Origin of the sequence: Aureispira sp. CCB-QB1 (genome assembly GCF_000724545.1) — a bacterium.
Lineage (GTDB): Bacteria > Bacteroidota > Bacteroidia > Chitinophagales > Saprospiraceae > Aureispira.
Genome location: NZ_JHBV01000044.1, coordinates 38278 through 52201, shown reverse-complemented (window position 1 = coordinate 52201; position 13924 = coordinate 38278). Strand labels below are relative to the sequence as shown.

The window sequence follows — 13924 nt, the reverse complement described above, 5'->3', positions numbered from 1 at the left end:
TCCAGTGCTTCAATATTATTATAAATAGCATCCTAAACTTTTACCTATGAAACCTTTAATCGTTACGTTATTTTTGCTATCCTTTCTAAACGCCTCTTTTGCACAAACCAACTCTTACACTCAGCAATGGGCTAAGATTGATTCTTTGGAACATTATAGAGATTTAAAACCTGCTATTCCTTTATTAAATCAATTAATGGAACAATCTCGACACGATACAATTGATTTAAGTGCTAGAGCCCATTATGTAAAAGCATTTTTGTTTAGAAGTAAATATGAAGTAGAACTAGAGTTAGGACTCCAAGATAGTAGCCATAGAAAGCACCTTTGTTATTTAACGGTAATTGATGCTTTAAAACCTAAATTACTCGCCCAAATAGACCAAAGCAAAGACTCTATTGTTAATGCCTTACTTTATGCTCATCTAGCAGATTTATTGATCAAGTATCAACGTGATTTTTATGTTTGTAATGTTATTTAACGGTAATTGATGCTTTAAAACCTAAATTACTCGCCCAAATAGACCAAAGCAAAGACTCTATTGTTAATGCCTTACTTTATGCTCATCTAGCAGATTTATTGATCAAGTATCAACGTGATTTTTATGTTTGTAATAATATCCGCCCTAAAGCTAGAAGGGTTATTTGGAATGCGACAGGCAACTATACCCTAGATTCTGATCCTGATCCTGTGCAAGATTCTATTGATAATATGCTGCGTCTTTATCAAGAAGAAACCAGCCGTTACCTACTGTCCGCAATAGCATCAACAGCACCCAAAAATGTTTGGGCACATAATTATGTGGTTTTGCTAGGGCTTGACACCATAACCAATACGCTTCCCAACTACTCACTCTATGATTTACTGGTTGATAATGCGATTGATTACCTTACCCATCAATCGACATATACAACTTATAAAAAGACAAAAAAACACTATCCTTTTCGTGATTCTTTGGCATTTGTTCGTGTAGAAGATTTCATTCATTTTGATTTTACAGTTGATGATGAGCACGCTAAAAGAATTCAAATCTATAAATTATACCAAGTGCTTCTACGCCATTATTTGAAGCATAACCAACGCAATCTACTTGCCAAATTTGACTTGGAGCGAATGGTCTTTGGATTAAATTATAATTATGAAGGAATAAAAAAACACAACAGCTATTACCTAACTCGCTTGCTAGAAATGGAACAAACATACGCAGATGTTCCTATGGGTACCATGATTAGTTATGAAGTTGCCAAAGACTTATTTAATCCTTATGGTTATCATTACCCTCAATTTAGAAACAGTATTTATAATAATCGCTGGAATATAAAAAAGGCGCACGATATCTGTCAAGCAGCCATTCAGCGCTTTCCTAACTCCGTTGGAGCAAAAAATTGCCAAGCGCTATTGAATCAGATTCTACAAAAAGAATTAAGTCTGTCCATAGAGGCAGTGACTCCAACTCAACAAAATATTTTAGTTAAAGTTACGAGCAAAAATATTGACAAAGTCTATTGCAAATTATTGCCTTTACCTGACCATTATTACAAGGAAAAAGCCCAGTTAGATTTATTAGCAAAACCAACAACCCGCGATTCCATTTGGAGTGCCTATATTGCTAAAATAGCATCTCATTATAGTCATACTTGGGAAGAGCAAATTCCGTTGTCAAATGATTTCAAAAACCATTCTGTTGAAATAAAGGTTCCTGCTCAAAAAGCTGGTGCTTACCTACTTATTATGTCTCACAAAGCTGATTTTTCTTATCAAAAAAATGGATTGGTTTATGCTTATTTCCAAGTTTCTGATTTGGCATTTATCGCTAGAGCGCGCCCTCAAAAAGGACAGTCTATTAATGAGTTTTTTATTGTTAATCGAAAAAATGGCGCGCCTATTGAGCAAGCAAAAGTTCAGTTTTTAGATAAAGATTGGAAAAAAATTGACACCCAATACAGCAACAACCAAGGGCATCTAACGACTCATTTAAACCGTACAAAACCTTACTCCATTCGAATTAAAAAAGGCAAAGACCAATTGTGGCTAGACGATCATCAGCTAAGATACAATGACTACAGTCGCCTAAAAAAAGGTAAAAAAACCTACCTCTTTACAGACAAACCTATTTATCGACCGAGACAAAACATTCAATACAAAGGCATTCTTACTCAGTTTAATACCGATGGCACTAGTGATATTCTACCCCGCCAAAAAACAACCATCCATTTCTATGATGCTAATCAACAAAAAATAGCCAGTCAAATCATTACCACCAATGAATATGGCGCTTATAGCGGTCAATTTAGAATACCGAATAGTATTTTATTGGGGGAAATGCATCTGCAGGACTCTTTGAGCAGGAATAAGGTTTATTTCGATGTTGAAGAATACAAAAAACCAACACTGCAAACAAAAGTTGAGAGCTTTGTTGTACTTGGTGAATATAGGGATACTTTAGTTGTAGTCGGAACAGCTAAAACTTTTTCTGGAATGCCTTTGATGGATGCAAAAATTCAGTATTCTATTCTAAAAGAATATCAAGATACGTTAAAAGTAGCTACTGCTTTGATTGATGCTAAGGGCAACTTTTATGTTCGATTGTTAATTGACAAAGAGAAAGATTCCTTGATCTATCAAAGTGATTATTCCTTTCATGGGACAATCGTAGATTTAACTGGCGAAACCATTGAATGTTCCACGCACACTTCACAAAAAAATCTCAACTATTTCCTTTCAACTTCAAATGATTCTTCTATAGATGTTGTTTTTGCCCATGAATCCAATATTGTTCGTCATTCGACTTCAACTATAGCCAACTACAAAGCCACTAAACAACAAGGTTCTTCTACTTCTAAGCAGCCTGTTTCAATTCAAACTTATTTAGTTATAGAGCAATTAAGTACTCCCAAGCATCCTTATATCAATAGGCTGTGGAATATCCCTGATACAACGATCACTACTGTCGCAGCATTTGAGAAAGATTTCCCTCTCTACGAAGCTTATGACAACCAACGCCACAAAGCCAATTGGGTCGTATTGGATACTATTTATAAAGACCAAGTCCATGCGGCATCCAAAGAATGGCAACTGAATACCTTAAATTGGGCGACAGGCTTATATCGCATTCGCTTTATTTATCAAGACAGCAGCCTTGTCTTAGCTCAAGAAGAGATTCGTTATTTTAACCTACAAGATACCTTCCCTTCTCCTACTTACAATGTTGCTTTATTGCATTATAATAAAGATAGTTTTTTGATTGGAGAACCCCAAGATACCATTCTACTGGAGGTTGGTTCTTACTTTGACGATGCCCATATTCTGCTAGAACTAGAGAACTATGAAAAAGTACACGAATACCGTTGGTTACAACCTCAAGCCTATCAAAAAGTTCCTATTGTACTTAATGAGAAACATCGAGGTAATTTGCACTACCGATTGCTGTCTATTTATAATAATCGTTTTCATGATTTTGAAAATTACATTCAAGTACCTTGGAGCAATAAAGATTTAACCATAGAATATTTGTCCTTTAGAGACAATTTACTACCTGGTCAAGAAGAAGAATGGACTATAAAAATAACTAGCCCTAATGGAGAGGTAGTTGCCAGTGAAATACTAGCTTCTATGTACGATAGTTCCTTAGACCATCTAACAAGCCATTCTTGGCATTTCGATGTGTATCAAAATTCTTATTACAGAAGTTTAGAGGATTGGTCCAGCAAAGATAATATCAAACAAAGAACATTTAAGGTATCTCAATCGCCCAACTGGCAGCTTCCTACGCTCAAATCCTACGCCATTGTTGATCCCAATATCAATGCAACTGCTTCTTTTCTAAAATTCAATCAATTTTGGTATGCTCATCCCCCAACGCCGAAGGACGCAGATGGTGATGGCATTCCGAATGAACAAGATTTAGAGCCTAATTCTTTGCCTTATTATCCTGTTGATGCCCATGGTCGAAATATTATTATTCCTGTTTTGGAATTGGCGGAAAAGGAAATCGCTACTATGGAACGACAGGAATTCACACAACTAACATACAATGATGGAAATATAATTATGTGTTATGAGTTGGAGGGCTCTGCAAATTTTACGTCGGGAATTCCCGCCGAGTATGGTGATGCCAATGGTGCTATATTGCTCTCTCCTAGCAATAATGTAGGGGGTGCAACTCGAAACAGTTTGTCTGCTAACTTCAACAACGTCGAAATACGCTCCGACTTAAAAGAATCTGTTTTCTTCTACCCGCATCTAAATACAGATAGTACAGGTAGTATTAGCATTAAATTTAAGATGAGTGAGGCGCTTTCAAGCTGGAAATTCAGGCTCTTGGCGCATACAAAAGACTTAAAAACGACCCTTAGTCACAAAGAACTGGTCACACAAAAAAAGTTAATGGTCATGCCTAACACGCCCCGTTTTCTGCGTCAAGGGGATATGGTTGACATCAGCACCAAAGTTGCTAATCTAAGCCAAGAGCCACTAGCTGGAAAAGTGACGTTACAGCTTTTTGATGCGCTGACCAATGCTCCTATTGATGTCCAGTTTGAGCATATCAATACCATTCAATCATTTGATTTAAAACAAGAAGCTGTTACCAAAGTTCACTGGACCTTAAAAGTTCCGCAGGACTGGACTAACCCTGTTTTGTATAAGATAATCGCAAAGGCTGATAATTTTTCAGATGGCGAACAAAATCAGTTGCCTGTTATTAGTAATAAAACCTTGGTTTTGGAAAGTTTGCCGATTTTGGCGCATGGACAGCAAAAACAAAACGTTGTCTTTAAAGGTTTGAAGCACAACGCTTCTACTACCTTACAACAACACCGATTTACTTTAGAGATGAGCACAAACCCTGCTTGGGAAGCTCTTTTATCATTACCTTATTTGATAGAATATCCTTATGAGTGTTCAGAACAATTGTTTTCAAGGTTTTATGCGAATAGTTTGGCTACGAAAATTATTACTGAAAACCCTAAACTCGAAAAGCTATTTGAAACTTGGGCAGCAAAAGATGTTCCTAGTTCTAGTTTGGATAAATTGCTGAATAATCCCACTTTGAAATCGGTTTTACTAGAAGAAACGCCTTGGGTGCTCCAATCGAATTCAAGTGCTGAGCGACAAAAATACTTGGGGCAGCTGTTAAAACTAAGTCGTATGGCTAAAGAGTTTGAAAAAGTCCGCCGCCAATTGCTAGAACGTCAATCGGAAGATGGTGGTTTTTCTTGGTTTAAGGGAGGGCATTCCAGTCCATTTATAACACAGTATATTCTTAGTGGGTTGGCAAAATTAGAACAATTGGGTGCTAATGCATGGTCTAAAAACAAAGCGATTCAACAAATGCTGAAAAAAGCATTGGATTATACAGACCAACAAATCATCCAACAGTACCAGCAGTTAGCACATTATTATCAAAACAACAAACAAGTTAAACCAGATTCTGATGCCATGCGCTTGGAAGATAATCTGAGTCCTTCTGCCATTCAATATTTACATACAAAAAGTTTCTTTTGGGATGCTACAAGTATTCAAAAAGACTCTGCTTTGGCTCAAAGCATTCAGTACTATTTGGAACAAGCTAAGTTGCATTGGCGCAATAAATCTATTTATCAACAAGGCTTACTGGCTTTGGCTGCTCATCGCATCCGTCCTCAAAGTAAATATGCGCAAATGATTGCCGACAGCTTAAAAAATCAAGCTATTATAGATTCAACACAAGGGATGTATTGGACGCAACCATGGGGATTTTATTCGCATCAATTGCCAATAGAAACGCAAGCCATTATGATTGAGCTATTTGAAGAAGTAGCCAAAGACGATGCTGCTGTCTACTTACTAAAGCTTTGGTTATTGCGCCAGAAAAAAGGAGCTGCTTGGGCTAGTACAAAAGCGACTACTACCGCTTGTTACGCTTTGCTGATGTCTGGCAACAATTGGTTAGACCATTCAATTGGTTTGGACATTCAAATTGGAAAAGAATCCTTTTCGTCCACAACTATGGATCAAGAATTAGGAACAGGTTATTTTCAAAAAACTTGGCCTTCTGACTCGATCAACAAAGACATGGCAATCATAAGCATTACCAATAAAAATAATACGCCTGCTTTGGGTGCTGCTTATTGGCAATACTTTGAGCAATTTGAAAACATCCGCACTTTTCAAGAAACACCTCTAAAGATAAAAAAAGAGCTGTTCTTGCAAACGCCAAGTACAACAGGTGTTGTTCACACACCAATTCAAACAACAGACATAAAACCAGGAGATTTGATTTTGGTAAAAATTGAGTTGGAAGTAGGGCAAACGATGGAATATTTACACCTAAAAGATATGCGTGCAGCCGGTTTTGAACCGACCAATGTTCTCAGTCGTTATCATTATCAGAATGGCATAGGCTATTATCAAATGACCAAAGATGCCTCTAGCAATTTCTTTTTTAGAGAGTTAAAGAAAGGAGCATATACTTTTGAATATACCCTTCGTGCCGTCCACAAGGGGCAATTTTCTAATGGGATTACAACAATTCAATCTATGTATGCCCCTGAGTTTACGGCACATTCTGAAGCGATAGATGTGATTATAAAGTAGTGCTTACAATATTACTATTGAATGCTTGACTGACGAATATTATCAAGCATTCAGTAGTAAATATCACAAAATTTAATCCTTAAATAGCACTAAACAGCTTATTCATAAACTCTGTTAGCAAAACATTGCGCTGTTGGACAGGCAGTTGATTTAGAATATTATTAATCATTTCTAAATTATCAGGCAAGCCTGCCCCTTCTTCTCCACCTCCTAAACCAAGCATTTCTGCTAGATTGTCAAACGTTTCAGCATTCATATTATCAAACATAGGCGCCAACATAGCTGGATCCAATGCCATTTCAGGTGCTTGTTTTTCTTTTAATGCTGCAATCGCTGATTTAAATTCTTTTAATAATTCTGGAATATGTGCTACGTTCGCTCGATTAATACTCAAATGCAATGCTTCTTTAGAACAATTAGCGGCTAATTGAACTTGAATATGCCACCCCCTTTTTGCCATCCAGTCACTAATAGCAAAAACATTAATTTTAGGATCGGTAGAAACAATTGCTACTAAATTGATGTCAGGATCCCCCATTACTTCTAACTCTGGAATTGCTGCAATACCTTCTCGACATAACTTAGTAGCTTCTTGACAACCTTTGACAATATCAATGTATCCCTCCTGTCCAATATGATTTAGGGTTGCCCAAGCACCAGCCAAAGGACCACCTGTCTTGCTAGACAATACGGTTGGATTAATCACTGTGTAACCAGACCAGCTAGAACAAGCAAAAATTTGATGCCGTCTCAAATCTCTATTTTTTTGCAGAATACAAGAAGCTCCCTTAGCAGCATATCCATATTTGTGAAAATCCGCTGACATAGAGGTTACACCATCGACACTAAAATCAAAAGGAGGAACATCATAGCCTGCCTTGCGGGCAAAAGGTAAGTAAAAGCCACCAACACAAGCATCAACATGGCATAAAATATTTCTAGATTTTGCCATCGCTGCAAGTTCTTCTATGGGATCAATTACCCCATGAGCATAAGAAGGTGCCGACCCAACAATTAGAATGGTGTTTTCTGTAATCGCTGCTTCAACCAGTTTCGGATCTACTTTCAAAGTGTCTTTATCAACAGGAACCATGACGACTTTTACCCCCAAATAATGTCCCGCTTTGTGGAAAGCTGCATGTGCCGTTTCTCCTATAATTAGTTCTGGCACTTGGATTTCTGGTCGATTGGCTCTAAAATAGTCTCTTGCCGTTTTAACAGCCAGTATAATACTTTCTGTACCGCCTGAGGTAAAGTTTCCGACTACTTCATCATCTCCTCCTAACAAATCTTTTGCCATCCCAATCAAATCATTTTCAAGCCTTAATAAGCTTGGGAATGCTGTTGGATCCAAACCATTTTCAATGAGGTACATCTTATAAGCCTCTTTTGTCAAGTTTTCCGTTTCTTTTTTGGGTTCATAAACATAAGCGAGCACTTTCCCTGAATCCCAAGGCACATCATTCTTTTTCATAGCTTTTAGCTCGCTTAGTATTTCTTCTGTCGATAAACCTTTTTGAGGAATCGAAATCTTATTGGTCTTTACTTCCATTTTGATCAATCTATTATTTATTTTTTTTAATTTTAATGCTTTAATGTGGTAATTTTGTGAGACCACACAACTCTAAATCATAATCTAGCGAGCATGTGTTGTTCCCATAAAGGGACGAATCCAGTTTCATTTTGCTATGGCTCCTTGGTTTCGACCTGTTATTAAACAGCAAGAATATTGGCTAAACAAATATAACAAAATTGAACACATATTCAAGTTTAAACAATACTTTTACACTGTCCTATTTTTTAGTATTTTGCAATTTTTTGATTGCATGATAAAGCCATGATTTTTGCATGATGTCTCCAAATAAGGCATTAAAATAAGAATAGGATTGGCTAAAATAATTAGCAAAAGATATTGGTAAAGTTTATAAAATTGTTAAAGAGATATTATGAAAGCAATGCTATTTGCAGCAGGTTTGGGTACTCGCCTTCGCCCCTTAACCAATGACCGCCCCAAAGCTTTGGTAAAAGTCCATGGAAAAACACTTTTACAACATGCTGTAGAACATTTAAAATCTTTTGGGATCATAGATATTGTCATTAACATTCATCATTTTGGTGAAAAGGTACTAAAAGAATTGGAGGTACATCAGAATTTTGGTTGTTGTATTTCTATTTCAGATGAACGAGCAGCACTGTTGGAAACAGGTGGAGGCTTGTTAAAAGCTAAAGCACATTTTGAAGAAGAAGAAGCCGTTGTTATTTACAATGTCGATGTACTTTCTAACATCAATTTATCGACTATGCTCCGCCATCACCAGCAGCACGAGGCTTTAGCAACACTAGCAACACGGAATAGAGAAAGTTCCCGCTATTTGTTGTTCAACGAACAGCAAGAACTGTGTGGTTGGACAAACACCAAAACAAAAGCCATTCGACATGTTCGCCCTGCACAAAAAATTCAATCGTATGCCTTTAGTGGCATACACATTATTCGTCCTTCTTTGCTCAATTTGATGACACAAAAAGGCAAATTTTCTATTATAGAAACATACCTCAATTTAGCAGACAAACACAAAATCATAGCCTATCCTCACAACCAAGATTATTGGTTTGATGTAGGCAAACCTGAACGTTTGAGAGCTGCATTAGAGTTTTTGGATTAAATATATCCATCTTCTTTTATTATAGTAGTTCGTTGATTACCTGCGGTGCTACTTCGTGGTAGCTCCCTGCGGTCGTGAGATCGCTATCGCTTAGTTGTTTACTTTTTTACCAAAAAGATAAAAAAGCACATTTATATTAGTTTAGCTGCGCTGCTACTTCGTGGTACTTCGTGAGTGCTGCGCAGTTGATAATCAAATTTTTAACACAAAATACAGTAAAACTGTAACTTGTTGATTATCAAAATAATAAAGTTTAGCTTCGCTGCTACTGCGTGGTTTCAACGAACTATTGTTATTACAAAACATTAAAACATCTATAAACAAGGACAAGCTCCTTTTTACCAAGAACAAAGACCGCTTTCATTTTGTTGTTTTAAGTAGAGACACCATTGCTCTAGCCTTTTGGCTTTAGTCTAAATGAGTGTCCCGTAAATTACATTAGTAAAAATAAACACACACAACTTTATGAAACGATTTTTCTTCTTTTCCTTCCTAATAATAGGATTTTATCAACTCATTTCTTGTGCCCCTACTCAACCACAGGATGATATCATCTGCAGTACTATTTACAAAAGTATAGATGTAGGCATCAATGGTCAGCAACTCGATCGCTACTATACCATTAGAATATCAGATGGGGATACCCTTAAATATGAAGATCCGAATGAGTCCGATAGTTTTTATCCTGTTATAACTGATGCTTATCATAGTAATTTAGTCAACAAAAAAGATAGCTTTCATTTTGTTGGTTTCTCGAATGGTTCTATTATTGTGGAGCAAGCCTACATTATTGGAGGAGATGAGTGTCACATTTACCTTCACAAAGGTCCAGAAACCATTGACTTATAAAAAAACATTCCATGCAAACTGTTCCTCTTAATCAGCAAGTTGCTGTGTTAACATTGCGCTTATTATTGGGTTTTATCTTTTTAATGCAAGGATACGGCAAGGTATTTACCTATACAGTAGACGGCATTTATCAAATGGCATTTGCTACTCAAGCCTATGCTAGTATTCCTAAATTCCTGTTGTTAGGAACAGCTTATTATACTTCTTATGTAGAACTTATAGGAGGGTTGTTGCTTGTGATTGGTTTAAAACGAGATTATGCCTTATATGCTCTAGCATCTGTTTTGGTTCTTGTAACATTTGGACATGGCTACGCAGAACCCATTTGGGATTTGTCTCATGTTATGTACCGTGCGATGCTTTTAATTGCTCTATTGTTGCTGCCTAGTCAATGGGATCGGTTTTCTATCGATTATTATATTAACCATAGTCGTTCACTTTAACTTCATACGATAATTTGCTATACTAAATAGTATGGCTTTGGCACACTATTAAAATAAATTAAGATTTACTATTTATGAGCAACTCTAACGATAGCCGCCACTTTGTTACCTTGTTTTTATTATTTATTGGAATAGAAGTTCTTTTGTATACTTTGATTGTTTATTTAGATCTTTTTGGATTAAAATTAGAATTTGCCAAGAGAGATCCTGCGTTTATGGTCTTTTATGGTATATCAGCTATTGTCTTCTTTTTTTTCATTAGCAAAGTAGATCGCAAAAGATAACATCCTTTACATCTATACCTCCTCTCTATTAAGAAGAAGTCTTGCCACCAATTAGCGGTAAGACTTCTTTTTTATTTCCAGTTTTAGCCAACAATAGTCTCTCGAAACCGCAATGTAGCTGTACAGTTAAATAAGTCAAAAGCTTGGGTTTAAAACCACAAAAAACCTTACTCTTTATTTTTCAATAGATAATACATAACTAAAATAACACTACGTTTTACAGATTTAGAAAACTTTTTAAACTCTTAATTATATGTTAAGAAAATTTTAATAACGGATATAAAACCAAGCTTAAACAAAATTTTATTTCAAATAACAAGACTAATCAAAATAAAAAACTTAACACTTCAAATATTACCCCTAAATATATTAAATCTAACTCCTTTTTTAAACGAAATTAGGTTTCGACTTAAAACCTAATAACAAAATTAAATTTTACTTTTTATGATTTTTAATGTGTATAATTACAAATAACAACATAGATACAAAACACAAACACCATAATACTTATTCAAAATTTTCCTCATTCTACTTAAAACAATTTCAAATGATTCAATTGAAAAACACTAGTTAACATCAATCTATCCAAACACCCTCACAACAGATAAACAAAGGATTTAATATTCCCCAATACGACATCCCCCTTGGTAGTACGCTACACACACTTTCTGTTTTAATTAAAACTATTTATGATGAAAAATTTATTATTTTTCCTACTATTCATTAGTAGTCTTACCTACGCCCAAAGCCCACTTACAGGATCTAACCACTCCTCTCAAAACCATCTCGATCGACCTAGCAAACCACTCAAAATTGGAGATGAGGAAGCATTAAACATACAGACTCAACATCCTTACAATGCAACTGGTACAACAGGGATTATCTTCGAAAAAGAGTTCTATTCCAAACAAGCTTCTTACATCAAATTATACTTTAAAAATTTCAACTTAGCGCCAGGTGATTATGTAGAGATTACAGCTCCTAATATTGGAGAATCTATCATTTATGGTGGTCAAGGTAAAATCATTGATACTCAGCTAAATACGATCAGTGATTTTTGGACCAAAGTTTTATTTGACGAGCGTATTATTGTTCGTCTCCATGCTCAAAATGCGTCCAACTACTACGGTTTTGACATAGCACGAGTTGCTTATGGCTATCCACAAGAAAAGATTGATGCTATCTTAGCAGAAAAATCAATTTGTGGTGGTGACGAAAAAGAACCTATCATTTGCTATAATGGAACAACCATGTACACCAAAGGCCGGGCTGTTTGCCGATTATTAATCAATGGCTCTAGTCTTTGTACAGGTTGGTTACTAGGTTGTGATGGTCATTTGATGACAAATAATCACTGTGTTGGCACGGCTTCTGCGGCAGCTAACACTGATTTTATGTTCAATTATCATCATACTAATTGTAATGGCTCTGGTAATTCCACTTCTGATGTTGTCGCATCTTCTTCTACATTTATCAAAACTAGTTCTACACTAGATTATACGTTACTAAAACTTCCAAATAATCCAACTAGCACCTACGGCTATTTAAGCTTGAGTTCTGTTGCACCTTCTGTAAATGATCGCATTTACATCGTAGGGCATCCAGGAGGTAGACGCAAAGAGATTACAGTAAAAACAGACCAAGGAGGTGATGCCAATGGTAATGCACAAGTTAATACCGTGACAACTAATGGCATTCGTTATTATGCTGATACAGAAGGTGGTAGTTCTGGATCTCCTGTTTTGGATTATAATTCTAATTTAGTAGTTGCCATTCACAATACAGGTGGCTGTACCAACGGTTCTAGTGGTAGAAGCGATAAGTTAATCGCACACATTGGTAATGACATGCCTAATTGTGGTGTTGATGGAGGCACCAATCCACCAGCCAATTGTAGTTCAACCATAAGTTCTTTCCCATATACTGAAAGTTTTGAAACCAACTTTGGTGCTTGGACACAAGCAAGTGGTGATGACTTTAACTGGAGTCGCAATTCAGGTGGCACACCTTCTTCTAATACAGGACCAAGTGCTGCAAGTAGCGGTAGTTACTATGTTTATATGGAATCATCTTCTCCAAACTACTCTAGCAAACAAGCTATCTTAAATAGCCCTTGTTTTGACTTATCCGGCTTGAGTTCTCCTAGCTTAACCTTCAAGTATCATATGTATGGTGCTGCTGCAATGGGAAATTTAAAACTAGAAGCAAGCACTAATGGAACTTCTTGGACTACAATTTGGTCTAAAGCAGGTAACCAAGGAAATTCTTGGCAAACAGCTACTGTCAGTCTAAACAGTTATACTTCCGAAACAGAGTTAAAGTTACGATTTAATGGTACAACAGGAACAACTTGGCAAGGAGACATGGCTGTAGATGCATTCTCTATATCAGGTACGGCTACTCCAACTTGTATCGATACTCGCTTGACTCTCAAGTTTGATAATTATCCAGAAGAAACAAGCTGGAACATCAAAAATAGTGCTGGTGCTACTGTTGCTTCTGGAGGTACTTATCCTAACCAAGCAGATGGCTCTACGCTCAACATCAATCAATGTTTGCCAGCTGGTTGTTACACACTAACTGTTAATGACTCTTATGGAGATGGTATGTGTTGTGCATACGGTAATGGTTCTTATTCTCTTAGCAATGCGTCAAGCGGAACTGTTTTAGCTTCTGGAGGAAGTTTTAGCAGTACAGAGACAAAGAACTTCTGTGTCAATAGCAACGAAAGTGCTAGTGTCGATGTTAGCAACGTTGAAAAAGTACAAGGAACCTTCTTAAACGTGTCACCTAATCCATTTACAGATCAACTACAAATTCAAACCAATATTGAAGGGCTTACGAATTATACATTGGTGAATTTACAAGGTCAAATTGTAAAAACTGGCACGCTCCAAAATAAAACGGTTGTGTTGAATGATTTAAATCGTGGAGTTTATTTTATTACGTTTGCAAACGATAAAAAACAGCTTGTTAGAAAGGTTATCAAACAATAAAGGGATATTTTTTCTTAACACAGCAGCAACACAACAGACGCCAAGATTTTTTCTTGGCGTCTTTTTTTTAGTAGTTAGTTGTGCTGCTACTTTGTCTTAGTAGTAGAAATTAT

8 protein-coding genes are annotated in these 13924 nt (G+C 36.4%); 7 read left to right on the top strand and 1 reads right to left on the bottom strand.

All coding sequences use genetic code 11. The annotated features are described in order from the left end of the window. Positions 1-46: 46 nt before the first annotated feature. Together CG11_RS24555 and CG11_RS24550 are read left to right on the top strand one after the other, a co-directional pair. A complete protein-coding gene (locus CG11_RS24555; RefSeq protein WP_052599592.1) occupies positions 47-481 on the top strand; it encodes a hypothetical protein in 435 nt (144 codons plus the stop codon). A gap of 98 nt (positions 482-579) precedes the next feature. Continuing rightward, positions 580-6576: an alpha-2-macroglobulin family protein gene (locus CG11_RS24550; protein ID WP_052599590.1), complete on the top strand. Its 5997-nt coding sequence runs from the start codon at positions 580-582 to the stop codon at positions 6574-6576. 79 nt (positions 6577-6655) lie between these two features. Here CG11_RS24550 and CG11_RS24545 read toward each other — a convergent pair whose 3' ends face one another. Continuing rightward, complete coding sequence (locus tag CG11_RS24545; RefSeq protein WP_052599587.1) at positions 6656-8128, bottom strand: aspartate aminotransferase family protein; 1473 nt, start codon at positions 8126-8128, stop codon at positions 6656-6658. A gap of 394 nt (positions 8129-8522) precedes the next feature. On the opposite strand from CG11_RS24545, the gene CG11_RS24540 reads away from it, so the two are divergent. From CG11_RS24540 to CG11_RS24520, 5 genes are all read left to right on the top strand, one after another. Next, entirely contained in the window at positions 8523-9239 is a 717-nt protein-coding gene (locus CG11_RS24540; protein ID WP_052599585.1) for a nucleotidyltransferase family protein, read from the top strand. Between the two features lie 465 nt (positions 9240-9704). Then, entirely contained in the window at positions 9705-10088 is a 384-nt protein-coding gene (locus CG11_RS24535; protein ID WP_052599583.1) for a hypothetical protein, read from the top strand. Between the two features lie 11 nt (positions 10089-10099). Continuing rightward, complete coding sequence (locus CG11_RS24530) at positions 10100-10531, top strand: DoxX family protein (protein ID WP_052599581.1); 432 nt, start codon at positions 10100-10102, stop codon at positions 10529-10531. Between the two features lie 74 nt (positions 10532-10605). Then, positions 10606-10815, top strand: a complete 210-nt coding sequence (locus CG11_RS24525) for a hypothetical protein (protein ID WP_052599580.1) — start codon at positions 10606-10608, stop codon at positions 10813-10815. A 692-nt stretch (positions 10816-11507) separates the two neighbouring features. Continuing rightward, complete coding sequence (locus CG11_RS24520; protein WP_052599577.1) at positions 11508-13811, top strand: trypsin-like peptidase domain-containing protein; 2304 nt, start codon at positions 11508-11510, stop codon at positions 13809-13811. Positions 13812-13924: the final 113 nt, after the last annotated feature.